Source organism: Thermomicrobiales bacterium (assembly GCA_041390825.1).
Lineage (GTDB): Bacteria > Chloroflexota > Chloroflexia > Thermomicrobiales > UBA6265 > JAMLHN01.
Genome location: JAWKPF010000004.1, coordinates 209,164 through 232,754, shown reverse-complemented (window position 1 = coordinate 232,754; position 23,591 = coordinate 209,164). Strand labels below are relative to the sequence as shown.

19 protein-coding genes are annotated in these 23,591 nt (G+C 63.3%); 10 read left to right on the top strand and 9 right to left on the bottom strand.

The genetic code is table 11. From position 1 onward, the window contains the following. Positions 1–593 precede the first annotated feature (593 nt). The 4 genes from R2855_00990 (at position 594) to R2855_00975 (ending at position 6,857) form a co-directional block, all read left to right on the top strand. On the top strand, positions 594–2,540 hold the full coding sequence (locus R2855_00990; protein MEZ4529578.1) for an ATP-grasp domain-containing protein: 1,947 nt from the start codon (positions 594–596) through the stop codon (positions 2,538–2,540). A gap of 1,538 nt (positions 2,541–4,078) precedes the next feature. Beyond that, positions 4,079–4,927: an NAD(P)-dependent oxidoreductase gene (locus tag R2855_00985; protein MEZ4529577.1), complete on the top strand. Its 849-nt coding sequence runs from the start codon at positions 4,079–4,081 to the stop codon at positions 4,925–4,927. 213 nt (positions 4,928–5,140) lie between these two features. Then, positions 5,141–5,437, top strand: a complete 297-nt coding sequence (locus R2855_00980) for a DinB family protein (protein MEZ4529576.1) — start codon at positions 5,141–5,143, stop codon at positions 5,435–5,437. Positions 5,438–5,618: 181 nt separating this feature from the next. Further along, a complete protein-coding gene (locus tag R2855_00975) occupies positions 5,619–6,857 on the top strand; it encodes a hypothetical protein (protein ID MEZ4529575.1) in 1,239 nt (412 codons plus the stop codon). Between the two features lie 436 nt (positions 6,858–7,293). On the opposite strand, the gene R2855_00970 is transcribed toward R2855_00975, so the two are convergent. Both R2855_00970 and R2855_00965 read right to left on the bottom strand, forming a co-directional pair. Further along, positions 7,294–7,554, bottom strand: a complete 261-nt coding sequence (locus tag R2855_00970) for a hypothetical protein (protein ID MEZ4529574.1) — start codon at positions 7,552–7,554, stop codon at positions 7,294–7,296. A 209-nt stretch (positions 7,555–7,763) separates the two neighbouring features. Then, the gene (locus tag R2855_00965; protein MEZ4529573.1) at positions 7,764–8,753 is read right to left on the bottom strand and encodes a hypothetical protein; all 990 of its coding nucleotides are present in this window, start codon (positions 8,751–8,753) and stop codon (positions 7,764–7,766) included. A gap of 1,092 nt (positions 8,754–9,845) precedes the next feature. Between R2855_00965 and R2855_00960 the strand changes: the two genes are divergently transcribed. Then, the gene (locus tag R2855_00960) at positions 9,846–10,886 is read left to right on the top strand and encodes a nucleoside hydrolase (GenBank protein ID MEZ4529572.1); all 1,041 of its coding nucleotides are present in this window, start codon (positions 9,846–9,848) and stop codon (positions 10,884–10,886) included. Positions 10,887–13,306: 2,420 nt separating this feature from the next. On the opposite strand, the gene R2855_00955 is transcribed toward R2855_00960, so the two are convergent. From R2855_00955 to R2855_00935, 5 genes are all read right to left on the bottom strand, one after another. After that, positions 13,307–14,200, bottom strand: coding sequence for a phage major capsid protein (locus R2855_00955; GenBank protein MEZ4529571.1), 894 nt, complete (start codon positions 14,198–14,200; stop codon positions 13,307–13,309). A 154-nt stretch (positions 14,201–14,354) separates the two neighbouring features. Further along, positions 14,355–14,672 carry a hypothetical protein gene (locus R2855_00950; GenBank protein MEZ4529570.1) on the bottom strand — a complete coding sequence of 106 codons (318 nt, stop codon included), beginning with the start codon at positions 14,670–14,672 and terminating at the stop codon, positions 14,355–14,357. Between the two features lie 106 nt (positions 14,673–14,778). Beyond that, positions 14,779–16,326 carry a hypothetical protein gene (locus R2855_00945; GenBank protein ID MEZ4529569.1) on the bottom strand — a complete coding sequence of 516 codons (1,548 nt, stop codon included), beginning with the start codon at positions 16,324–16,326 and terminating at the stop codon, positions 14,779–14,781. 2 nt (positions 16,327–16,328) lie between these two features. Further along, positions 16,329–16,553: a hypothetical protein gene (locus R2855_00940; protein MEZ4529568.1), complete on the bottom strand. Its 225-nt coding sequence runs from the start codon at positions 16,551–16,553 to the stop codon at positions 16,329–16,331. Continuing rightward, on the bottom strand, positions 16,507–16,959 hold the full coding sequence (locus R2855_00935) for a hypothetical protein (GenBank protein ID MEZ4529567.1): 453 nt from the start codon (positions 16,957–16,959) through the stop codon (positions 16,507–16,509). Before R2855_00935 ends, R2855_00940 begins: the two co-directional genes overlap by 47 nt. 273 nt (positions 16,960–17,232) lie before the next feature. Here R2855_00935 and R2855_00930 point away from each other — a divergent pair, with 273 nt between their 5' ends. From R2855_00930 to R2855_00915, 4 genes are all read left to right on the top strand, one after another. Beyond that, positions 17,233–17,790: a hypothetical protein gene (locus tag R2855_00930; protein MEZ4529566.1), complete on the top strand. Its 558-nt coding sequence runs from the start codon at positions 17,233–17,235 to the stop codon at positions 17,788–17,790. After that, positions 17,787–17,996: a DUF4352 domain-containing protein gene (locus R2855_00925; protein ID MEZ4529565.1), complete on the top strand. Its 210-nt coding sequence runs from the start codon at positions 17,787–17,789 to the stop codon at positions 17,994–17,996. The genes R2855_00930 and R2855_00925 overlap by 4 nt, the downstream gene beginning before the upstream one ends. After that, entirely contained in the window at positions 17,977–18,696 is a 720-nt protein-coding gene (locus R2855_00920) for a hypothetical protein (GenBank protein ID MEZ4529564.1), read from the top strand. The genes R2855_00925 and R2855_00920 overlap by 20 nt, the downstream gene beginning before the upstream one ends. 120 nt (positions 18,697–18,816) lie before the next feature. After that, a complete protein-coding gene (locus tag R2855_00915; GenBank protein ID MEZ4529563.1) occupies positions 18,817–19,179 on the top strand; it encodes a 4a-hydroxytetrahydrobiopterin dehydratase in 363 nt (120 codons plus the stop codon). A 406-nt stretch (positions 19,180–19,585) separates the two neighbouring features. Here R2855_00915 and R2855_00910 read toward each other — a convergent pair whose 3' ends face one another. Continuing rightward, positions 19,586–20,869: an alpha/beta hydrolase-fold protein gene (locus R2855_00910; GenBank protein ID MEZ4529562.1), complete on the bottom strand. Its 1,284-nt coding sequence runs from the start codon at positions 20,867–20,869 to the stop codon at positions 19,586–19,588. Positions 20,870–21,168: 299 nt separating this feature from the next. Then, positions 21,169–22,215: an ABC transporter substrate-binding protein gene (locus tag R2855_00905; GenBank protein MEZ4529561.1), complete on the bottom strand. Its 1,047-nt coding sequence runs from the start codon at positions 22,213–22,215 to the stop codon at positions 21,169–21,171. 301 nt (positions 22,216–22,516) lie between these two features. On the opposite strand from R2855_00905, the gene R2855_00900 reads away from it, so the two are divergent. Continuing rightward, positions 22,517–23,359: a sulfurtransferase gene (locus tag R2855_00900; protein MEZ4529560.1), complete on the top strand. Its 843-nt coding sequence runs from the start codon at positions 22,517–22,519 to the stop codon at positions 23,357–23,359. Positions 23,360–23,591: the final 232 nt, after the last annotated feature.

The following is a 23,591-nucleotide window of genomic DNA, read 5'->3' as shown; positions in this document are numbered from 1 at the left end:
ATGCCTGCCAGGCACCGAGGCCTGCGGACTTCTTCCCGGCGGATGCTGCCCCGACGGTCAATGCAATCACAACTCCGGTGAATGCTGTGATGCCGGCACATCTCCGTGCGGATCGATGTGCTGCCCCAACGGGCTCTGCGTGAATGGGGTCTGCAGTTGCGCGGACAGTAGCTTGGTCAGGTGTGACAACGGTCAATGCCAGGAATGCTGCGGGTCGGCACTCGAAGAGATCGCAAACTGCCAGGTGCTTTACGGCTACGATCTCAACTGCGTCTACTGTCCGAGCGGCTTCTGCGACACGAATACGTTCCAGGGATCCTTATGCGATACCGATGACACCGGTGAGCTCGGCAAGTGCGATGCTGGCTTCTGCATCCCATGCGGCGGTGGCGCTTCGGCGCCATGTACCGACGATTCCGAATGCTGCAGCGGGGAGTGTCAAGTCGATACCGGTGAATGCACCGATCCGTGATGAACGCGTCGCGAGCGAATGACGCTCGATTCACTCCTGATTCAGCCGGTCGATCTGACCGGCTGATTCGCGTTCAAATCCGCATCTCGTCGTCAGGGATCACGCGTTGGAGCGAATCCCTGTGACGCTCAGGCTCCAATCGGCCACCTGGTTCCCTGGGCCAAACGTCTGGTCATCGACCCCAATCTACTGCGTCGATCTGGGTGTAAAACCTCCCAACGGTCTCATCACCGATGGCGCACGCAGAGCGCTCGAGCATGCTCTGCGCGAATCCGGGCTCGGCTCGACCATGAGTCCCGCATGCGGTCAGCGAGCCGCTCCCGCATCGGCAAATCCGATGGAGTGGGCCGGTTGGCTGTCGGTTGTCTTCCAGCGCATGTGCGAGGCGCCGGTCGAGCAATCGTTCCACCAATCGACCAGGTTCGCGTTCGAGGCATTGCACAGGCGCACAGGAAAGGTCGCGGCCCATCTCGCGCTGCGGCTCATGAATCACACGCTCTACGGCAGCGAACCGGATTTCACGCTCGATCGGGAACTGGCGCTGCTCGCGAGATTAAATCGTGCCTACGATCACGGACCAGTCGGCCGCGCCATTGCCGCCGAAGCGAGACGGCGCGCCATTCCACTCAGCACCACCGATCCTCGCGGGCGCATCGTCGAGCTCGGCAACGGTCGTTTTCGCCAACGCATCCTGGGAACGATGACCTCTCGCACCATTGCGTTGGGCAACCTCATCTCGGATGACAAGCTGCTGACCAATCGCTTTCTGGCCAGCGCGGGATTCCCCGTTCCACAAGCGGTACCGGTTCGCGACGCCGAGCAATCCTGCGAACGTGCCGCGCGCATCGGCTATCCGGTCGTGCTGAAGCCGATGGATCAGGCAGACTCGTATCTCGTCTTCGTCGACATCCGTGACGAAACCGAGTTGCGGACGCGTTTCGAAACCATCTCCCAAGAACTCAAATCACGAACGAAACCACTCCTGCTCGAGCGATTCATCCCCGGAAACGTCTACCGCGCCCTCATCGTGGGAGACCAGGTGGTCGGCCTCTTTCAGCGGATACCAGCCCACGTGATCGGCAACGGCACAAGCTCGATCCAGCAACTGGTGGCCCAGGAGAACGCGCAACCCAGGCGGCAACGCGCCGAGCTTCATCAAATCCCGATCGATGCCGAGACCATGCTCATGCTGGAGCGCCAGCAACTCACCCTCGAATCGATTCCGGAAAGCGGACGGACGGTTGCGCTCAAACCGCAAATTGGCCACAAGCGCGACGGTGGCCTGGCGCGAGACTGCACCGGCGAGTTGCATCCAGACAATGCCCGCCTGCTGATCGAGGCAACCCGAACGATCGGCCTCGATATCGCCGGAATCGATTTCGTCACCCGGAACTGTTCCCGTCCCATGCTGGCAGATGGCGGCGCCATCATCGAGATCAACAGCCGGCCCGATTTCGAACGGCACCTCCGCCCAAGCGAAGGCGCTTCTCGCGACGGCGCTCCTGCGCTCATCGACCTTCTCTTTCCCCCTGGACAACCGGTACGCGCGCCGATCGTCGCAGTCACCGAAGACGAGAATTCGGTCGACCTCTGCCGTCTCATCTCGGAGGAGCTCACTGCGTTGGGACACGCGGTGGGACGTGCCACTCGTGCAGGCATCGTCATCGACGGGATGACCTACCTCGGCGCCGATGGGACCAATCCAACTGGTCCCCGGACACTGCTGAACCATCCTGCGGTGGACACCGCTGTCGTGGAGATCGAAAGTGAAAGCATCGTGACCCACGGACTCGGGTTCGACATCTGCGATGTGGTCGTGCTGCGCTCGCTGTCGGACCTGCTGCGCCCCTCTGGCGAACCGGTGGAGACGGTGCTCCTCGACGTGCTCTCACCGAACGGGACGGTCATCCTGCATAGCTCGGACCCGGCCACGCATGCGCTGGCGGATCGGTGGCCCGGTCCGGTCATCACCCTCCTGCCAGATCCCGAATCTGGCGACCCTCCACTCCTGGCCATCGCGCAGCATGTCGCAGCCGCTCTGAATCGCGTGCCCACCACGCATACCTGAAACCGTCCCGAACGCGAAAGCTGGGGAGAACTGGGCAATCCTATGCCATTTTCGAACGCTCAGCGCGGTTCTGTTGACTTCTGACCCTCTCCTCCTATTATGGAAACGGAACAACTCAATAGCAAAGCCGACATTCCTGCATTGCAGCCGGCAGCCCAAGCGCTGCCATTCGTTTTCAAGACCTCACCGAAAGGGCGAAGGAGGTACGGGAATGGACGATCGTCGTTTTGATTCGCTTGCCAAGTCTCTGGCTGCCGGCGCGAGTCGGCGTACGCTCTTCAAAGGCTTGCTCGGCCTGGGTGGCGCGGCCGCTGTCGGCAGCACCCTCCGGGACGACGGCGCCGAAGCAGCCCGGCGTCCCACCCCCACACCCAAACCGCCGTCCTGTCCGGGCCAGCAAACTCCCCAGGGCGGGCAGTGCGTCTGCATCTCCCCGCCCGCGCCAGGTCCCGAGAAATGCGGCCCCGATTGCTGCAATCCAGCCGGAATCGGCGCTGCGCACAGTGAGTGTTGTGACAACGCCTGTTGTTATGGCGTCTGCTACGGCGAAGAGCTGTGCTGCGACTACCCACTTGTCTTCTGCGAAGCGCAGAACGAGTGCTGCGGGCCGGACGACAATCAGTGCTGCGGCTCCGAAGGCTGCTGCGATCACGCATGCTGCCCCATTGCCGATGGGACGAATGCATGCTGCGAAGAACCAACTCCGAAATGCTGTGGTGGCGATGCCTGTATCCCGGCCGACGGTTGCTGCTCGGATGATGAATGCGCCGGAGGCTGCCAACGCTGCGTCGATAATGTCTGCACCGACGTACGCGCCAACTGTCCCGGCGGGGACACCGGCTGCTTCGACTGCGTGAGTGGCGCCTGTCAAAAGAACACGGCGTATTGCGATGACAACAATGCATGCACCAGCGACATCTGCACTGACTCTGGCGCCTGCTCGAATACGTTCTCCTGCACATCGGACGCGTGTTGTGACGACGGCAACGCCTGCACGGCGGACACGTGCGATACCGGTACAGGCGTGTGTTCCCATTCGCCCTATTGCACGTCCAATGACTGTTGTCCAAGCGGCCAGGAATGCGACACCAGCACCGGTCAGTGCTTCACTCCGTGTGACGCTCTCGGCGAAACCTGCGACGGCAGCTCGTGCTGTGCGGGACTCCATTGCTATCCCGTGGTGGTGGGAGCACTCTCGGTTTGCGGACCGTGTCTACCCGATGGCGCGCCATGCATTCCTGGAGCCACGTGCCTCGGCTGCTGCAACTATGCGCTCGGCCCGTTCTGTTCGCCCGTGGAAGTCTGCCTGCCCGAAGACGCTCCCTGCTTCTTCGTAGATGAGCTGTGCTGCTCGAATAGCTGCACACTCGGACTGGCTGGACCTACCTGCGATTGACGTTCGCAACCTTTCGAATCAACCGCGGCCGGAGAACTCTCCGGCCGCGGTTCTTCATGTCTGGCCCCAGGGAGCGCCATCGCGAACGTACAATCCCTAACCGGCCAACCTGAGCGAGTGATCGAAAAGGACGCACACCACGATGAGGATTCTCGTTACTGGCGGAAGCGGGCGCCTCGGTCAACTCGCCATTGCCGATCTGGTCGATCACGGCCATGAGGTCATCAATGCCGATCGCCGCCCCGGCCCCGCGAACGGCCCAAACGCGAAGTTCGTGGAAACCGACCTCTCAGATGTCGGCCAGGTCGCCGGGCTCCTGCGCGACTGCGATGCGCTGGTCCACCTCGGCGCCATCCCCGCTCCCTGGAGCCACGCCGACGAAACCGTCTTCACCAACAACGTGAACGCCACCTATGCCGTGCTGCAGGCCGCCTGGATCACCGGAATCCAGAAGGTGGTCTTCGCCTCCAGCGCCTCGGCCTATGGCATGGCCTGGAGCAAGGCTTCCCGCCCGCCACGCTACGTCCCGGTCGATGAGGACCATCCCTTTTTGGTGGCCGAACCGTATGGGCTCTCGAAAGAGGTCGACGAGCGCATCGCCGAAATGTTCCACCGCCGCAGCGGCATGCAAGTCATAGGACTGCGCTTCCATCAGGTCGTGCTTCCCTCGGAATACGAAACCATGGACCCGTCCGGCGGGACGCCGGTGCCCGGCAACCCGAACAACCTCTGGGCCTATACCGACGGCCGGGACGCCGCCGAATCGATCCGGCTCGCGCTCGAGGCAAATGGACTCGGGTTCGAGGCATTCAACATCATCGCCGACGACACCTTCCGCATCGAACCGACCGAGGAATTGCTGGACGCCTACCTGCCCGATATCGAGCGCCGCGCCCCGCTCCCCGGCAACACATCGCTCTTCACCAACGACAAAGCCAAACGCCTGCTCGGCTGGACGCCCAGGCACTCCTGGCGCGACCGTTGGCAATGACCCGATACGGAGGTTTCCCATGCGAGAGCTGCTGACCGAGTACTACGCCTACCAGCAATGGGCCAATCGTCACATTCTGAACGCCGCCGAGAAGGTCCCATTCGAGCAGCTGACCGTCAGCGTCCTCTCCGGATTCGAGCCGGTGCGTTTCACGCTGGCGCACATGATGTGGGCCCAGGAGCTCTGGCTGCACAGGTTCCAGGGGCTGCCCGCGTGCCGGAAATCGAGCCGTCGGAGCTTACTGACCTGGAAACGATCCGCGCGCGCTGGCAAGCGATCGATTCCGAGACCGATGCCTTCCTCGCCACCCTCTCGGACGAGCAACTTGGCCAGGAAATTGTCTATGCCAGGGCCCACGGAGGCGAGTTCCGCAACATCCTTTGGAAGGCAATGCTGCACCAGGCGAACCACCAAACCTACCACCGTGGCGAAGTCGCGGCGGTGCTCACCCATCTCGGCGCATCACCCGGCGAGCTCGACATTCTTCGCATGTACGACCGCCGGGACTAACCCCATTCCGAACTCCGGCCCCCGGACTCCGGACTCCGGCCCCCAACCCCCAGCCCCGGACCCTGGACCCTGGACCCTGGACTCCAAGAGACCACCTACCCATCTCCACATCCTCACGCGATCGGCGAAAATGCCGTTCACGCCATCGCGGCGCTGTTCGCTTGCTATTCAGGAGCACTGGATGACATCGGTTCCTTCGAAGACGACACGCTGTCGCTTTGGCGTCGCCACTCGCGACGTTACGCCCCCGCTCAATGCCTACGGCCGCTGGTGGGGCGCGGCGCTCCACGACAAGAAGCTGGGTGTGCATAAGCCGCTGCTTGCCTCGGCGGCCGTCATTTCCCCCATCGACGGCGACGGCGATCCGCTGGTGCTCGCCACCATCGACAATTGCGTCTTTGCCTGGCAAGACGAAGCCGCGTTGCGCGCAGCCATTCGGCAACGCGCCGGTCTCCCGGAAGCAAACCTCCTCCTCTCTCCGTCGCATTCGCACTCCAGCGCCAATATCAACACCGCCAATCCCCATCTGCCGGGCGGAGAAGAAGCGCAGCCGTATCTCGATTTCGTCGCCCGCGCGATCGGCGACGCGATCGACGACGCCCGGCACAAATCGGCCCCTGCCTGGATCACCTGGGGAATCGGAACCTGCACGCTCGCGAAAAACCGCGACTTCTGGGACGAGTCCGCGCAGAGCTTTGCCTGCGGGTTCAATCCAAACGGTCCTCAGGACGATACGCTGCTCGTTGGCCGCGTCACCGCTGACGACGGCGCGATCCACAGCGTGCTCTTCAACTACGCCTGCCATCCCACCACCTTGGCCTGGGACAACGACCTCTTCTCGCCCGACTACGTCGGCGCCGCGCGCGAAATCGTGAGCGGTATCTACGCCGCCCCCGCGCTCTTCCTGCAAGGCGCATCTGGCGAGCTCGGACCGCGCGAAAGCTATGTCGGCGACACCGCCATTGCCGACCGCAACGGTCGCCAGCTCGGCTATGCCGTCGCCAGCACGATGGAATCGCTCCCCCCCGCAGGCACCGAATTCGTCTACGAAGGGTTGCGCAAGTCGGGCGCCGATCTCGGCATCTGGTCCGACCACCCGCTCTCCGATGCGGCTATTGCAAACGCCTCGGTGTTGAACGCAGCCAGGATCACCGTGCCGGTCGGGCTCATCGACATGCCCACGGTCGCGGAGTTGGAGGCATCGCTGGCGGAATGTGAGGATCGGGTCATTCAGGAGCGGCTGCGCCGCTTCATCGGCAAACGCCGCGGGGTGGGCGACGGCGCAACATTCGATTTTCCGCTCTGGTTCTGGCGTCTGGGCGACGCCATGGTGGTCGCCATACCAGGCGAAGCCTATTCCATCTTCCAAATCGCGCTGCGAGCGGCATTCCCGACAACCCGGTCCTGGTGCTCGGTGTGACCAACGGAGGCGTTGGCTATCTCCCGCCCAGCGATCGCTACGCCGAGCAGACGCTCTATCAGGTTTGGCAATCACCCTACGCGGCGGGATGCCTGGAGACGGTCACGGCCGCCGCCGAAACCAGATCCGCTCGATGCTCTAGGCAACGCCCAGCCATCCCACGCGGTGACCCGCGTAGCAGGCGCCGCCATCGAACGCGCGGCGAGTGGAGGCCTCGGCAACATAGACGACGGGTCCAGCAGGTGAGTGCTGGACCCGTTGTACCAGCGTGCATGAGGCGGTCATGAATTACTGGTACGTACCAGTATATCCGTCCATGACCCTCAATGCAATACCTTGTGTATACAATTTGCCCTACCGAAGCGGTGAGCCCGCTCTGAGCGCAACCGAAGGGGATCTCCTCGCCACAGCGAGCGACACACCAATGCCGTCCGTCCTATCCCTTTCGCACCGGGAATCCGGCGCTCCCCACCCGTTCCTCCAGCACGTTCTGCAGAAATGCAATCAACGCGATGACACCACCAGCCACTGCGGCGATCCCGATCGACTGCCAGAGATCGACATCGATCACCACCTCTCCTCCAGCGGCAACCGCCTGGATCAGTTGGTTCAGCACCGGCACCGCGATGAGCACCAAAACCCCGATCATCCCCTGAAAAAACGTGCGCGCAGCACGCCGAATCGCATCGGTTGGCATAGCTTCGACTCCGTTCACTTGATTCCCGCCCGGCCCTCCGCCGGACCACCCGTCATCCCGAGCTTGTCGAGGGATCTCTTGTCACCCCGAAACTCACCCTCCAGACCACAACCTCGCCAACAACACCAAAGGCGTCTTGGCCCAGCGTTTCAACGGTGGGGCGCCAGCGAGGCGTCATAGCGCGCAATCCAAACCAATTCCCCACGTCCTCAGGCTGCCTCGAGCTCGATCTCGGCGAAATTCGCCCACATGATCCCCTGCCGCTCAGCAATGCGAATCAGTTGCCAATTGTTGGAAAACGTAACGATATCGAGCGCCCCGCCCGAATCGCTCAGCGCCCACCAATCCTCCGCCTGCGGCCATTCGCCTGTCTCCACGCAACGATGCAGCCACGACAGCGAAATGACGCCCCGCGGATCGAACGGCGCGCGCTTGCTCTTGCCATCCGGCGTGTGCTTGATCAACGTCCCGAACCGACGCGCCGCCTCCTCCACGGTCAATCCACCAGGCAACGCAGGAATCTCCGGTTGCGTGGGCACCACCGGAGGCAACGGTTCGGACGGCCCATCCGCCAGCGTCTGCCAGCGCTTCATCTCGCCGCGCGCCACCGCCTGCACCCGCGCGATATCGTCCAGCTCGCCGTGCCCGCAGTTGGTCGTGCCAATCTCGAAATGCGCCAGCGACGTCACGCAGCCATAGCGCGGCACGTAGGGATAGCTCTCCCAGTCCTGTCCATCCTGATCGTGCCAATAGGCATTGAGCAACCCGCCGGCATGCACCTGCGCATCGGTGAAATCTTCCGTATCGAGCTTTTCGTACTCGATCGAAATCAGGCTGTTGTTCACCCCGTGTGCGCCGAAACGGGCATAGAACGCCGGCCCATCTCCCTCCAAACCGAGTGGTCCCCCATTCGCCCAGGGGCTTCGATCATTGGTGGGATCGTTGAGCCGGAAGATGATGCCATCGCGCGTGATCACATAGTCGACCAGCGCATCGGAGCACCGTTGCCCACCGGGACAGGAAAAGAAATTGCGATACCACTCGCCCGAACCGCGCCCCTGGGTTTCGTGATTCATCACTCCCACGATCCGGCGCGACCCAACGGGAATCTTCGTATAGCCATATCCGCCCGCCGCCGGTTTCGCGACGGGCAGATCGACAAATGGCGGGTGTGGAACCCGCCGATAGACGTTCGGCATCCCTGATCGAATCTCCTTTCTCATACCGTTGTTCGTGCAAGACCGGCTGCCCGCGTTTCCATCCCAATCTCGCTACAATCCCGAGCGACGCACCCAAACGTGCAGGGCTGTCCATTCGGCAAGAGGGAGAAGACGCTTGGAGACGAACCGCTTCGATTCGTTGGTCAAATCGCTCGCGAACGGGGCAAGCCGCCGTTCCGTTCTGAAGGGACTTGTTGGCCTCGGTGGCGCAGCCGCAGTAACCAGCGCATTCCTCGAACCAGAAGCGAACGCTGCTCGCCGGCCCACGCCCACTCCCAAACCCATCACCTGTCCCGCCGGCAAGCACTGGGATGGCACGCAATGCGTCTGCACCACCGGAGGCGCCTGTGGCCCAGAATGCTGTCACGTCGGAACCGAGTGCTGCGACAACGCCTGTTGTTTCGGCCACTGCTACGGCGAAGAGCTCTGCTGCCCCTATGAAAACTGGTGCGCCGCGGCCAGCGAATGTTGCGCGGCCGGCGAAACCTGTTGCGATGAACAGGGATGCATCCTTATCGAAGACGGCGATTGCGGCTGCGACGGCGCGTGTCCAGACGGGTTCGAGTGCTGCGGCAGCCAATGTTGCGCTCATGGCTATTGCGCCGGCACGACCTGTTGCGCCATTGGCGTCTGCGGAGACGCCTGCCTAGTGAACGAGGGCGATCTCTGTTGCGGCACCCAACCGTATGACCCGCAGGTGAGCTATTGCTGCGACGGCACGCTGTCTGCCGGCGAATGCTGCACCTTCGAGGCATGCGAAGCCGGATTCGAATGTTGTAACGACGACTGCTGTCCAGCAGGCCATTGCGCATCTGAGGGTTGCTGCGCTGGCGCAGCCTGCGGGAACCACTGCATGGACGAAGCAAACGAAGGTTGCTGCGCCGGGATGATCTATCAACTCGAGGGCAACGTCTGCTGCGACGGTGTTGTAACGCAGGGCGGATGTTGTGACGATGAGATATGCGGCACCTGCAGCCGATGCGTAAACCATCGGTGCACGCAGGCTTCCTGTTAGCGCCGCGCAACTGAATGGTTGCGGAGAACGGTGACGATCACCGAAGGAGAAAACCCATGTGCAAACGAGTCGTGTGCGTGTTGATGCTCAGCCTCATGCTGACTGGGTTCGGTGGCGCGATGCTCGTCTCCGCCCAGGAGGGCACACCCTCGCCAACTGCTGCCGATGGCCCCATCCCGGTCATCATCGACAGCGACATGATTTCCGACGACTGGATGGCCACCCTCTTTGTGCTCAACGATCCACGGTTCGACGTCCAGGCCATCACCGTCACGGGAACTGGCTTTGCCACGTGTGACGCCGGGGTAACCGCCGCGCTCGGCATGCTGGCGCTGACCAAGTACGACGAAGTGCCCGTGAGCTGCTGGAGCGAAGACCCCCTTGCCGGCGAGAACGGACCACCCGAAGACTGGATGACCACGCTCGAATCCGTGCAGGCGCTCGGCCTGCCAGACGACGGCCGCAAACCCGCCGATGAAGACGCGGTCGCGCTCTTCACCACCACCGTCCAGAACTCACCCGAACCCATCACCGTGCTGGCGCTCGGTCCGCTCACCAATATCGGCGCGGCCCTCGAAGCGACCCCGGCCCTGGTCGACAACATCGAGATGATCTACGTGATGGGTGGCGCGGTCGATGTCGAAGGCTCGTTCGTCAGCGACGCCAACACCTCCGCCGAGTGGAACATCTTCAGCGATCCGCATGGCGCGGCGCTCACCTTCCAGTCCGGCGCTCCCATCACACTCGTTCCGCTCGATGCCACCAATGAAGTGCCGGTCACACCCGCGTTCGTCGAACGACTGGAAGCCGAGAAAACCTCCCCGGCCGCCGGGTTCGTGGCCGCGCTCCTCTCCAACAACATGGAGTCGATCGAAAGTGGCAGCTACTACTTCTGGGACCCCCTCGCCGCGGTTGTGATGGCCGATCCCAGTATCGTCACCCTCACGCCGCGCACGGTGACCATCGTCGACGTCCCGGGAGATCCCGAAGACGGCCGCACCAAGCCAGATGACAACGGCGTCGAGATCCTGGTCGCCACCGCCCCGGATGCCCAGGCCCTCGAGGACGCCCTCATCGCCATGTGGAACGCCGCCTAGTCACGTCGTCCCATTCTTCCGCCTCACCTCCCGGTGCATTTATCCTCGAACACGGCCGGAGGTGGGGCGTTCCTTTGGGCTGTTGCGCAGAATTCGGGCGCGTTCCAGAGCCAAACCTCTTGCCGACCTGTTGTTCTCCCGATATGCTGCGGCAAGAAAACAATCCAGACAACCTCGAGAAACTGAATCAGTCACGTCGACACAACGGTCTTGGGGGGCGAAGTATGGACGATCGTCGATTCGATGCGCTCACGCGCTCATTGGCGTCCGGCCAGAACCGCCGGCACGTGCTCAAGGGGCTGCTTGGTCTTGGTAGCGCTGTCGTAGCGTCCGCCACTGCATCCGGGACCGAGGCCGCAAGACGGCCGAGCCCAACTCCAAAGCCTCCAAGCTGCCCGGGACAACAAACCCTGGTCGGCGGGCAGTGTGTTTGTCAGATTCCGCAAGCCCCTGGACCTGAGAACTGCGGCCCGGACTGCTGCAACCCCGCCGGCATCGGCGTCGCGCACTCTGAATGCTGCGACAACGCCTGCTGCTACGGCGCCTGCTACGGCGAAGAGCTCTGTTGCCCGTATCCGCGCGAATTCTGCCCGATCACCGGAGAATGCTGCCCTGAGGGATGGGCGTGCTGTCCGGACTATGGCTGTATCTCGCCGGAACAATGCTGCACAGCAGATAACTGCCCACTCCAGGATTGTCTGGCGGCGGTCTGCTCCGCGGACCACTTCTGCCTGTACGTGGAAGACTGTTTCTCCGGTACGGGCGAGTGCTGCGAGGCGCCCACCTGCTTCCGTAGCGACTGCCAATTCGATGGCTCTTGCACAGATCTCATCTTCGACTGCAGAAATGGCGGTTCCGACGGCACAGATTGCTGTGGTGATCTCACCTGCAATCCGAATGACGGCCTGTGCTGCGAACCATTGACGTGTGCCGATGTTCATGCCTACACCTGTCCGTCGGATTTCTCCGACGGCTGCGGCGGTGTGCTCGACTGCAGCGGTGTCTGTGACGAACGTTTGACCTGCCTCGACGGAAACTGCGCCAATACTTCGACATCCTGCTTTACGTCCTTTTGTGAAGATTCCGTGCTCGGAGCGTGCAATCAGGGAGCGGGTGGCGGCGGTGTTTGCATCAATCGATTGAACGGTTCTCTCCAATGCGTCAGCGGCGTCTACTCCACCACGGGTCAATGTGGAGACTGCACGAGCGATGCCGACTGCGTAGATTCAGGAGACTTTTGCTCACCGAACGCAAGCACAATCTGCGGGACATGCCCCTCTGGACAAGGAGACGGTTGCGGGATACCCATCGCCTAGGCTGCCAGGCAACGACAGTGACGAGCAGACCCCACAGCCATGCGGAAGGCCCAACGGCCCCGGCAAGATACCAGGGCCGTTGACGATCCGAACGAGCGCTTCGCACCAGAGCCTGTGTATTGGGTACAAGTGGCTGTTGCGCAGAATGTACTCACCTCGCTTCACGTCCTCGGTTGCCGACCAAGTGTTCGCTCGCTATGTTGTGCGGCAAGCTTCGCACCATCGAAAAATCTCGGAAAACCGATCCAGTAACGTCGAAGAATTGCGCTTTGGAGGATCGATCAATGGATGAGCGACGGTTCGACGCACTCGCGCGAGACGTAGCCTCCGGACACAATCGTCGCCAACTGCTCAAAGGGCTGCTCGGACTCGGCGTGGCAGCGCTCGCGGGCGACCGGGACTCGGACTCCACCGAAGCCGCTCGGCGTCCAACTCCCACCCCCAAGCCGTTCACCTGCCCCTACCCCAAGGTCAAGAGCGGCAACCAATGCGTCTGCCAGTCTGGCTCCGAACCCTGCGGACCAGATTGCTGCCCACCCGGCGCCGAATGCTGCGACAACGCCTGTTGCTTCGGTCATTGCTACGCCGGGGAGCTCTGTTGCCCAACGTCCCAGGAATGGTGTGACGAATCGGGCGAATGCTGCCCCTCCGGCGAGATCTGCTGCCCTGGAAACGGTTGCGTCCCGTCTTCCGACTGTTGCATACCCACGTGTGACGGTAGCACCTGTGGCAGCGACGGCTGTGACGGAACCTGCTCCTGCGCTGGCGACAGAATCTGTAGTGCGGAAAGCTGCCTCTGCCCATCTGGCACGATCGAGTGCGCGGACGGGGCGTGCCGGCAGGGTTGCGAATACAGCAATCAGTCAGAGGAATGCGCTTCGACTCAGGGCGGCGACGCCAGTTGCTGGGCATGCTTCGGTCCAGACGGTCCAGGAACCCCGGCTCGCGCATGCGGTCCATGGACCGGCGGATGCGTCACCAGCGGCGGCATTCCGGGCGGAGTCTGCGATCCCAACGACCACATCTGCTATCCGCGCGAGCGGACCGCGCGCGCTGATAGCTCTTGAGACGAGGCGACAATCTCGCCTCGTCTCGGCCATGCCCCTACGCCAAGATCCCCTTCACCCGCGCCACGCCCAACAGCGAAAACACCGACAACCCCGTATACCACTTCAGCCGCCAGCGGGTCGCGTCCTTCGTCTCCAGCTCCCCCACCTGCTCGATCTGAATCCCGCCGTGCTCCAACCCGAGCGCGCCGACCCCCTGCCCGAACTTCACCCCGTACACCGACGAGCAAACCGAACCCGAGCTCCCCTGCACCTGCGTGTCACTGATGAAATCGTCCACATACAGCGGAATCCCGTCGTAGAACAACGCCCGTTGCCCGAACTGGTCGACATCGACCTCCAACAGATTCCCGCTGGCCCGGCGCAGCGAGCTCAGTTTGCGCCGCGTGCGCCGGCTCAAGAAGAGCGCATCCGGTTTGCCCGGCATGATCAGATCGATCATGGCGTCCATCATGTCCAATGTCAGTTGCGCCCCATTCGCCCCCGCGATCACCTCCTGACCGGTGCCGGTGAGCACCTTGGTCAGCCCATCGAAGGTCTTGGGGTTCAATCCCGAATCGCCATTGAAAAACGAATCGGAAAACACATGCGCGATCGACTTCGCCCGGCTGGAAATCACCTCCGCCTCGATGTCGTTCGGGTCCGCATACGTCGCCTGGATGAAATTGTCCACATCGGCGTCCCCGCCCAGGATCTTGAGATTCGCGGTCATCTGTGTGAAGGTCGGAGTCGCCTCTGTCCACGTATCGCCCACGTCATAGAACGTCGCGGCCGGCATCGTCGCCTCGCGGCCATACGTCACGCTCGTGCCGGTCACTTCCATAAATGGAAGCAACTGCAGCACGCTGCTCTCCTTCACGATCGTCTCAACCACCCCGCGCAGCAGCAGATCGTTCGTCAGTTTCGCGGCTTCTACTTTTGTCATCGCCATTGGCGCCATCTCCTCGTTTCGACTTCGACAAGAAACCGGCCCCTCGGCCGGCCACCCCCATCACTGGACCCTGGGCCCTGGACTCCGGACTCCGAACTCCGAACTCCGGACTCCGGACTCCGGACTCTGAACCCTGGACTCTGGACCTCGTCAGCTACCTCCGCTGACTCGCAATCCCCCGGCGCACTTTCTCTGCCGCCGGCAACGCGCCCGGATCGAACACCGCGGCGCCGCCTCCAGCCGGCACCACCGGCGCCGTCACAGCAACCGGTTCGGCAACCGCCGCCATCGACTCCACCACCCGCGCATACGCCGCCCGCGCCGGTTCGATCGACGCCAGCAACTCCGGAACCGTGGCGCCCTGGATCAACTCCGGCACACTATCCGGATACGCTGCCAGCACTACCTGCCGCACTGCATCCAGCTCCGCGGCCGCTGCATCGTGCTCGACGATTTCTTCGTTCTCGTGCATGAAAACCTCCTTCGATCCGTCCTGAGCCCTGGGTTTTGAGCCCTGAGACGAGCCACGTCTCTACCGGCAACGTCTCAGGGCCCAGGACACAGGCCGCATGACCCCGCTAAGCACCCCGCGCGATCCGCTCGCGCAAGTCCACACCTTCCAGCGCCACCACCAGCGCCGCGCTCATCACCAGATCGTCGTGCCCGCGTCCCGCCGGCACCGACCACTGCATCAACTTGCCCGGCCCCGGCAAGGTGGTAAACGTCACCTCACGCAGTTGCCTCCAGTACTCGGCGGTTATCCGCGCGGCTGGTGTGCCATCCAGCGAATCGTCCCGGTACTCCTTGAACCGTCCTGTATCGATCAGGTGGGTGAAATCCCATCCCAACGCGCTCTTGCTCTGCGCGGAAAATACGAACGGCTTCACCCGGATCGGTCGCTTCCCGCTCGCCAGACTCGCCTGCAAGAACGCCGCCAGCCCCGCGCCAACTCCGGTGGCATCGATCACCACCGCGCTCGCCTGCCAGACGTTGACCGCTAGGTCGACAATGCGCGCATGCACCGCCACCGTGCGCGCTCCGGTGAGCGCCATCCGGTCGACCACCCGGTAGTGCGGCAACCGCGACCGCAGCTCCAATTCGCTGCCGGTCCATCCCTCCACCTCCGGACCAACCGGCGCGCTGCCATGCCCGATCTCCACCACCGTGATCGCCGTGCTATCGCGCCGCGCATCCGGGTCGAAAACGCCTTGTCCATGTGGATGCTCGTCTTCACCCGCCACGTCGATCAACAACGCATATCGTTTGCCCGGTTCTGCAGCGTGCCGTCGCTGGTGGTCTCCCTGCAACTGCGCCAGCCGATGCGCGTGGAACAAGCTCCCGGCATCGTCCAGCTCCTCCAGGAAGTACTCCGTGCGGATCGCCGGGTGCTGGCGGCCAAACTGCGCGATCTGCCTGGCCACGTGCGCGCCATACTCCGGCACGACCTCCGCCACGGCTTCCCAATCGACTTTCCACACACGTGGCCGCCCATCGGCTCGCTCCAGGTGCGACAAGTGCGCGATTTGCCGCGCCAACAGCGTGTCTCGCCGCCAGGCGGTGCCCAGAAAAAGCGTGGTCGCGTTCCCGGAGGCCCCCATCGGTGTGAACACCGTGTCCCACACCACCGGATCGATGTCCTGTGCCTCGTTCGCGACCAGCAGCAGACTGGCGGTCTGTCCCCGCTGGTTCGCCTGCGGCGATGCCGACAGAAACCGCGCCGACGCGTTGCCATACTGGATCACGTACCCCTGTTTCAGCTTCACCCGCGGCCCGGACGCTTTCGACCGCAACCGGTCATAGAGCCGGTCCCGCATCAACGCCGCTTGCGGGTGAAAGGTGGGCGCTGCCAGCACGATCGACCCGCCCGCGTTCTGGTACTGCCAAAGCAGATGCGCCACCGTTTGCGCCAGCATTTCGTCCTTCCCCGACTGCCGGCTGAACATCACCGCGAACTGCGCCCCGTCTCCGTCGAACACGCTCTGCAACACCGCTTCCGCCGGTGGCGTCTGGTACTCCCGCAGCACATGGTCTCGCGCCAACACCCGCGAAAAGACCCGCATCGAACCGAACTGATCCGCTCGCCGCTCGACCCGCGCCGCCAGCACCGGATCGCCTCGCCGCCCCATGGCTACCCGCGAACGCCCAGCACGCGCATCACCAGCTCGACCACGATCGCCCCGGCAATCAACCAGAAGATCGCGTCGATCCGCCCGCGGATCTCCTTCACATCCTCCGCAAGCTCCTCCACCATCGTCCGCGTGACCGCTTCATAGGCGGTCCCCGGATTCAGGTCGATGCCCTGCGTGTCATCCCGTATCGGCAAGTTCAAGATCTTGCCGCCATGCTCGATCACCTCCACCCTCCTTCCTGGCCGCTCGGGCCACCTGGCTCTCCTTTTCCAGATCGATCAGAATCTCGTTCAACAGATCGGCCAGCGATTCATCTGTCTCATCGCCGAGCGCCTGGCCCATCTTCATTGCTTGCACGGCCGCCGACGTCAACCGCGCCACACCAGCCGCCAGCTTGCTCGCATCGAGCTCTTCCGCCAGCAACTTCGCCAACGCGAACCGAATCGCTCCCAGCTCCTCGTCCATGCCCCGGATCGCGGCGCCCTCGCGCAACAGCATCCGTACCGATGGATCGAGCAGCGCGTCATAGGTCCCCTGCCGTATCCGCTCCCGAAACTGCGCTCGCAACTCCACCTGGGGATCGTCGAGCTGCTCCCCGGCAGCGCGCTCGAACTGCACGCCCTTCGCCACCCGTCCTCCTTTCCGAACTGCGCGACCAGAGACGCTCCTCTGCTCGGAAATCGGACAAATCTCGGCAAATCTGCGCGTTGGTTCGCAGGCGGGTCCGCTCCCCCAACGTGTACGAGTTCCGGGTTTTCCCCATTCGGCGTTCGGCAGCGAATTCGGCCATGAGTCGCTCCACCAGGCTTATCAGCACTGCAAAATGGGTGTACAAATAGCGTGCACCCCGGTGAGATGGTCTCGCTGGACGTAATGGATTACCTGGTATTGAGGAGAAGAAACATGCGGAGAGTCTTTGCCATGGCGATGCTGGTCGCATTGACCGTGGGATTGCTGATTCCGGGTCTGGCGCAGGCTCAGACCACCACCCCGGAAACCGCGCCAGCCACCGGATCGTTCGGCGTCCCTCTCGGCGCCACGGTCCCCATCATCGCAACCGACGGCTCATCCATCGGCGCCATCACCGTCTCGAACATCACCGATCCCTTCACGGGCTTCGATTCGAGCTCGGCCCCCCAACGCGGCTATCACTTCGCGCTCGCTGAAGTGACGATCACCAATACAGGTACGGCCCCCATGGAGGTGTATCCAAACTACATCATGGGAATCGATAGCGACGGCTTCGTCGCTCAGCAGCCGTACATTACCTACACAGATGCGGCTGTCACCCCGCTCGAATACACCGAAGCGCTGGCCGCCGGCGCCTCGGTCACCGGCGTGATCCCCTATCAGCTCTTCGGGAGCACCACCTTGCAACGCATGGTCTATGCCCCGACGTATGATCGTCAGATCACCGCGCTCGACCTGCGCACCGCGCCGGTTGTCGCCGGAACCTGGTGACGATACTGGACCCATCGGGCGTGCCGATGGCCGATGTCACGGTCAATGGCGTCACCGATCCGTTCACCGGGTATGACAGTTCCTACGCTCCCCCGCGCGGCAGCCGCTACATCCTCGTCGATGTCACGGTCACCAATACCGGAAGCGGTGTGCTCAGCGTCAGCCCCTCCAGCCTCTGGGTGACCGATGCGACGGCTTCGTGCTGACTCCAGCTACGTTCTTCGCGCCGACACCACGCTCCCGGACTTCGACTACGTCGATCTCAACCCGGGTGATACGTTGCAAGGCGCCCTCGTCTATGCGGTCTTCGAAGGCGTGCCGCCGGCCCAGATCAGCTGGGGCGATGGCTACACCTCCCTGAACGTCGTGGCCGATCTCTCTGCCGGTATGGGCGCTGTCCAGCCGCCCAGCCAGCCGCCTGCCACGTCCACCGAGGTCGCCGGCGTCCCCACCGCAGCCGCCACCACGGCTGCCGTTGCCAGCAACCCCGACTGCGCGGGCCTGGTCGACTGGGGTCTTGATCTGCTGGACCGCATCACCCGCGCTGGTGAGGTCACTGCTCTCTTCCAGGATGGTGACGTTTCCGACGTGACCGCCCCGCAACTCACTGACATTGCCAATCAGCTCCGCGTCATGGGCGACGAGCAGGCCGCCAGCAATCCACCCGCGGCGGCAGCCGAGCTCAACAGCATCATGGTCGACCAGTTCTACTACCCGCTGGCCGACGTGGTCGATGACATCGCTACCGCGGTCGCCGAAGGCAACATGGCCGGCGCCATGACCGCCATGCAGAACGCCCAAAGCCTGAGCAGCGTCTTCGCCGACGGCGGCGCCTACGACACCGCCTCCGAGACACTCACCGCAGCCTGCCCGGCCGAAATCGATCAGCTCAACGCGGCGGCGTAATCCGCGCGAAACGCAACAAGCAACCCAACGCCGGAGCGGCCAACCGCTCCGGCGTTCTCGATTCTCCCAAACCCGTTACACTCGACACCACATCACTTGCCAAACACCCGAGGTCAGCCTATGCCCTCCCTTGCCACCGAACACTGCTCTCCCAGCAAGAAAAGCGATCCTCCCGTCTCACCGGACGAGGCCGCCTTTCTGCTGCCCCAACTCCCCGGTTGGTCCCTCGTAAAGGACGAACACGGCGACCGGCTCGAACGCGACTACCGCTTCGGCAACTTCATGGAAGCGCTCGCATTCACCAAACGGGTCGGCCGTCTGGCCGAGCGTGCCGAGCATCACCCATCCATCCTCACCGAATGGGGACACGTCCGCGTCACCTGGACCACCAACAAGATCCACGGTCTTCACCGCAACGACTTCATCATGGCGGCCCGCACCGACCGCCTCTTCAAACTCCAGGACACCGCCGCGAGAGACTGAGTCGCTAGTAGCTAGTCGTCAGTAGTTAGTTGTTAGTAGTTGGTCGTCAGTTGCTGGTTGTCAGTCGCTCGAGCCGTTGCCGAAACACGTGCCTGCCGTGCGAATGTCGTCATCCCGACTGAGGCGGAGTGGAGGGATCTCCTCGCCACAGCGAGGGCAACAAGGTCACGCTTCGTTGAGATGGCAGGCACTTCCTTGAAGAACCGCTCTAGTCGTCAGCCGCTAGTCACCGGTAGTCAGTCATCAGTTGCCAATTGTTAGTCGTCAGTCGTTGGTCGCCAGCCGTTGGAGAACAAATGACGGCCAATACAACAAGAACCGCACATCCCCCACGAGCTACCAGTTGCTAGTCGCTAGTTGCTAGTTGCTAGTTACCAGTTACCAGCAACCAACGCCCAACGACTGACTACTGACTACTGACTACTAGCCACGAACCCCCTCCCACGAGCGCGATCAACCCGTCCGCCAGTGTGGACCGCCACCAAACCACATCGTGCCCACCAGCAAACTCCCGATACGTCACATCGAATCCGCGCGCCCGCAACACGTCGCGCATGTGCCGCACGCTGACCAGCAACGACGGCGCCGCATCGTCGAAATGCCGGTTCTCCAGGCGGCCCGCGTCGAGATAGAACCGCGTCTCCGCCCAATCCGCGTCTGCTGCCCGCGCCGGGAGCCACCCATACACCGGAGCGTCGCCCACGACCAATGCCGGACCTTGCTCATTTCGCGGATCCGCTTTCCACCAGAACGATCCCGACTGGCAAATCGCCCCGCTGAACACCTCCGGCCGTTCGAGCGCGCAATAGGCCGCCGCCAGTCCGCCATAGCTCTGCCCTGCCAGAAGCACCCGATCGGGCAGCCATTCGAGCCCGAGCTCCCTCCGTGCCCATGGCAACATCTCGTCCACCAGCATCCGAAGAAACTCCGGATTGCATGGCAGCTCCGCTCCCCGGTCGACATTCCCGATCATGACCGCGGCCGTTGGCGGAATCGCTCCAGCCAGGATCAGGTTGTCCAGCACGTGCGGCGTCTGCATCGCGCCCATCGCCCGCTCGCCATCGAAAAGCAACAACAACACCTCGGGTTCGGTCCCGTTCGCTGGCTGATAGAGCCAGCAATCCCGCTCGTTGCCCATGATGTCGCTTTCGAATCGATGATGGTCCACACTCCCTGCGGGAGCATCGGCAACCACCGCGAGCCACGGTTGCGGCTCCGCATTCGGCAACGTCACCACCGACCACGCGCGCTCCTCGGGAAGCGCATCGTCCGGATGCTTCGGATCGAAGTACCAATCCGGGTTTAGCGGATCGCGCCGCCACCCAGCGCGGCGCGTCTCCCAATCCTGCTCCTCGCGCTTTGGCGTCAGCGGATCGTCCGGCCCGAATTGATAGTCGAGCCGCAAATCCGACCGCAGCCGATAGCTTCGGTACCAGAGATCCGTCTCCCCAAACCGCTCGAGCAACTTGTCGCCAAAATCCCCCTCGCTGAACCATTCGATCAGCGCCACATGCTCCACCGGCTCAGTCGCTCGCCAGAGAAACGTCACCACCCGCGTGTCGTCCCGCTCGGTATCCTCCTCGATCAGCGGTGCTCCCGCTTGCGCGACTTCGTCCCAGAACCGCTCCAGCGCGCCTGCACCCGCCGCCTCGATCTCCTTCGCAAGCCGTTCCAACCGCGCGCTCAGCATCGTGAAACTCCCTGCCCTGAGCCCTGAGCCCTGAGCCCTGAGCCCTGAGCCCTGAGCCCTGAGCCCTGAGCCCTGAGACGAGTCTCGATCACTCCCCAACCGCCAGCCACCTGCTGCCTGCCGCGTGCTGCCTACCGCCTGCTGCCTGCCGCCCGCCGCCTGCCGCCTGCCGCCTGCTGCGTGCTGCGTGCTGCGTGCTGCGTGCCGCGTGCCGCCTGCTGCCTGCTGCCTGCCGCCTGCCGCGTGCCGCATGCCGCCTGCCGCCTGCTCCGTTCGTCTCAGAACCCAGGCCCCATTCCCTATGCCGCGGGCGTCGCCGTCCCGGCCGCGCCAAAGATCCGCTCGATGTCGTCCAGCATGGCATGCGCCGCCAGCACTCCAGTGGCGCCGCTCCAGAGATCGCCAGAAACCTCGACCACCTGGTCGTTCTCCACCGCGGAAAGCTGCGCAAAGAGCGGATTCTCCAGATAGTTCTGCAGCTCGGCGCTCATCTCGGCATCACGTGTGGCCGCCAGTAGCCAATCGGCCTCCAGCTCGCCCAACCGCTCCAATCCGACATCCCGGCCGCTGTGCGGGGACGGGGTGCTGTTACTCAGCTCATTGCCCACGAACCTCGACCAGCTCAGCACGTTTCCGGTGATCCAACCCTGCGACATCACCACCGCGAACTCCGGCTGCGGCCGGAAGACCACCACCGACTCACCGGCATGCGCCGACGTTGCGGCATAGTCCGCCGCGCGCTGCCGCAACCCCATCAGGGCCGCATGCGCTTCGTCATACTTCCCAAGCGCCTGACCGTAGACCAGCAACTCGTATTCCCACTGCTGCAGTCCGTCGGGACCCGACACCTCGATCGTGCCCGGCGCGATCACGGGCGCAACCTTGCTCAGCTGCTCGTACTGATCTCCGGGCAACCACTGATCGGAGAAGATCAGATCGGGTTGCAGCTCGATGATCTTTTCGATGTCGGTGCCCGCGCCTTCGACCTCGCCCCAGCCGCCGACATAGACCGGCTCGCCCAGCAGCTCGTCTTCCAGATACGTGGCCACGGTTTCGCCATTCGAGCTGCGTGTCAACCCGACCGGCATCACACCCACTGCCAACGCGGCATCGAGCGACCCATCGGTGAGCGTCACCACCTTCTCGCGCGATTCCGGCAACGTCACATCCCCGAAGACCGTTGGAATCACCCCATCCTCGAAGGTGACCGACAACGCCGCATCGTCCACCGGCGCAACGTTCGCCGTATCTTGCGCTGCCGCAACGCCCGGCATCACCGCCATGATCGAAGCCACCAGAAGCATCGCCAACGTGATCCGCCCAACGCTGGCCAAGGTTCCCTTCACGTTCATCCCACTCCTCGTTCTGCTCGCCACGCTCGGCCAAGAGACACATGCATGCAGCATGTGTCCAACAGCGTCAGCCGAATTCCGACTGAACTAGTACGAATTCATTCTAGTGCGCGTTGACACGCCAAGACCAGTCCAATTCGCCGAACCCGCATATCCCGGACCGAGCAGCCCAGCATCGACCGCGCTGCACAGAGACGCTCGCTCACGCCGAGAGCGCGCTTGCGCGTATCTGGTACTCTTATTTTCGATAGAGAACTCCACTATTCATTCGCGCTAGTCCCAATGAGGAGTACCCATGGCCACCTACGCAAATCCCGACGCGCTCGTCGATGTCGCTTGGGTCAAATCCCACGCTGCCGACCAAAATGTCCGCCTCGTCGAGGTCGACGTCGACACCACCGCCTACGAAAGCGGTCACATCCCCGGCGCGGTCGGCTGGAACTGGCAGGTCGACCTCCAGCAACACCCCGCGCGTGACATCCCGGACAAATCCGAATGGGAAGAGCTCCTCTCCCGCTCCGGCATCGGTCCCGACACCACCGTCATCCTCTATGGCGACAATCACAACTGGTTCGCCGCCTTCGCCTACTGGCTCTTCAAGTACTATGGTCATGCCAGTGTCAAGCTGCTCGACGGCGGCCGCGCCAAGTGGATCGCGTCCGACGGCGACACGACCACCGACCCCACCACCGTGGCGGAGACCCGCTACACCGTCACCACCACTCGGCCAGAGTTGCGCGCCTACCGTGACGACGTCCGCGAAACCATCGGCAATGCCGGCACCGTCCTGATCGATGTCCGCTCGCCAGGCGAGTTCTCTGGCGAGCTGCTCGCGCCCGCCAACCTGCCGCAAGAAGGCGCCCAGCGCGGCGGCCATGTTCCCGGAGCGCAAAACGTCCCCTGGGCCACCGCGGTCGCCGAAGACAGCACCTTCAAACCGGCCGACGAGCTCGTCGCCATCTACGGCGGCAAAGGCGTCAGTCAGGAGAAACCGGCCATCGCCTATTGCCGCATCGGTGAGCGCAGCGCTCACACCTGGTTCGTCCTCACCGAGCTCATCGGCGTCCCCGATGTCCGCAACTACGACGGCTCCTGGACCGAATGGGGCTCCCTCATCGGCGCCCCCATCGAGCGGTAACCGCTCCTCCCATCGACAGCGAAACGCCGGGATCGTCCATGCGCAATCCCGGCGTTTCGGTTGTCGTCGGTTGGCCGCCTGGAGCAGCGGTCGTGCTACCGGGGGGGCCTCCTCGTCACACCGAGTGACGCCAGACGCCCCTCCCCGCGCTCGAGCAGTTTCAGAAACATGTGCCCCTGAACCGACGTCCTCGCGTAGGTGCAACCCTCCGTGGTCGCCCAACTCGGAACAC

Coding starts and splice junctions, on each gene's coding strand:
- R2855_00985 (MEZ4529577.1), top strand. CDS start 4,079: ATGAGGATTCTCGTTACTGGCGGAAGCGGGCGCCTCGGTCAACTCGCC.
- R2855_00975 (MEZ4529575.1), top strand. CDS start 5,619: ATGACATCGGTTCCTTCGAAGACGACACGCTGTCGCTTTGGCGTCGCC.
- R2855_00970 (MEZ4529574.1), bottom strand. CDS start 7,554: ATGCCAACCGATGCGATTCGGCGTGCTGCGCGCACGTTTTTTCAGGGG.
- R2855_00965 (MEZ4529573.1), bottom strand. CDS start 8,753: ATGCCGAACGTCTATCGGCGGGTTCCACACCCGCCATTTGTCGATCTG.
- R2855_00960 (MEZ4529572.1), top strand. CDS start 9,846: ATGTGCAAACGAGTCGTGTGCGTGTTGATGCTCAGCCTCATGCTGACT.
- R2855_00955 (MEZ4529571.1), bottom strand. CDS start 14,200: ATGGCGATGACAAAAGTAGAAGCCGCGAAACTGACGAACGATCTGCTG.
- R2855_00950 (MEZ4529570.1), bottom strand. CDS start 14,672: ATGCACGAGAACGAAGAAATCGTCGAGCACGATGCAGCGGCCGCGGAG.
- R2855_00945 (MEZ4529569.1), bottom strand. CDS start 16,326: ATGGGGCGGCGAGGCGATCCGGTGCTGGCGGCGCGGGTCGAGCGGCGA.
- R2855_00930 (MEZ4529566.1), top strand. CDS start 17,233: ATGCGGAGAGTCTTTGCCATGGCGATGCTGGTCGCATTGACCGTGGGA.
- R2855_00920 (MEZ4529564.1), top strand. CDS start 17,977: ATGCGACGGCTTCGTGCTGACTCCAGCTACGTTCTTCGCGCCGACACC.
- R2855_00915 (MEZ4529563.1), top strand. CDS start 18,817: ATGCCCTCCCTTGCCACCGAACACTGCTCTCCCAGCAAGAAAAGCGAT.
- R2855_00910 (MEZ4529562.1), bottom strand. CDS start 20,869: ATGCTGAGCGCGCGGTTGGAACGGCTTGCGAAGGAGATCGAGGCGGCG.
- R2855_00900 (MEZ4529560.1), top strand. CDS start 22,517: ATGGCCACCTACGCAAATCCCGACGCGCTCGTCGATGTCGCTTGGGTC.